Annotated in this window: 1 protein-coding gene; it reads left to right on the plus strand. The window is 56.8% G+C overall.

The features are described 5' to 3' along the window. On the plus strand, positions 1–1,001 hold a 1,001-nt coding region (locus PPL9_RS14070; protein ID WP_152986698.1), incomplete at both ends, for an HlyD family type I secretion periplasmic adaptor subunit.

The raw sequence follows: 1,001 nt of genomic DNA on the forward strand, positions 1-1,001 counted from the left end.
AAGAAACACATGCGCTGGGGCCTCGTCCTTGTGGGCGTTCTTGTGCTTGGCCTTGGCGGCTGGTCCTCCGTTGCCAAGATCAACAGCGCAGTGATCACCTCCGGCTCCATCGCTGTTGATGGACAGGCCAAGAAGGTGCAGCATCAGGAAGGCGGCATTGTCGGCGAAATCCTCGTCAAAGATGGCGATGAAGTCAAAGCCGGTGATGTGCTGTTCCGTTTGGATGAAACGGTAGTGAAAGCCAATCTGGCCATCACCCGCAAGCGTCTTCATCAGATGCAGGTGCAGGAAGCCCGCCTTTCTGCCGAGTGGCGCAATGACGCTCAGGTCACCTTCCCGGAAGTTCTGGTTGAGCTGGCAAAGACCGACAAGATTGCTGCCACTGCTCTGGATGGTGAGCAAGCTCTCTTTGCTGCCCGTCAGCAAGGCATCAAAGGCCGCAAGAAGCAGCTTGGCGAGCAGATTGCTCAGCTGGAGCAGCAGATTGAAGGCCTGCAGGTGCAGCGCGATGCTAAGGCTGAAAGCATTGATCTTGTCACCCAGCAACTCGCCGACTTTGCTTCTCTTTTGGAAAAGCGCCTGATCAACGCCTCTCAGGTCACCGCCATCAAGCGGGAACGGGCCGAGCTGGTTGGGGATCGCGGCGGGCTGATCTCTCAGGTCGCCCAGACCAAGGAAGCCATCAGCGAAAAGCGCGTGCAGATCTTGCAGCTGGACGAAGAGTTTTTAGAAAAAGTTCTGTCTGACCTGCAAAACATCCGCTCACAGATTGCCGAGTTGGAAGAGCAGGAAGTGGCTGCACAGGACCGGCTGAAGCGCATTGACATCCGCGCCCCGCAATCCGGTTATGTGCACCAGCTCAACGTTCACACTGTTGGCGGCGTGATCGCACCGGGTGACACGCTCATGCTGGTGGTGCCGGAAGACAGTGATCTGGTGATTGAAAGCCGTGTTCAACCGGTCGATGTGGATCAGCTGCAAGTGGGACAGGACGCTTATGT

The sequence above is a fragment of the Pseudovibrio sp. POLY-S9 genome, assembly GCF_001431305.1.
Classification (GTDB): domain Bacteria; phylum Pseudomonadota; class Alphaproteobacteria; order Rhizobiales; family Stappiaceae; genus Pseudovibrio.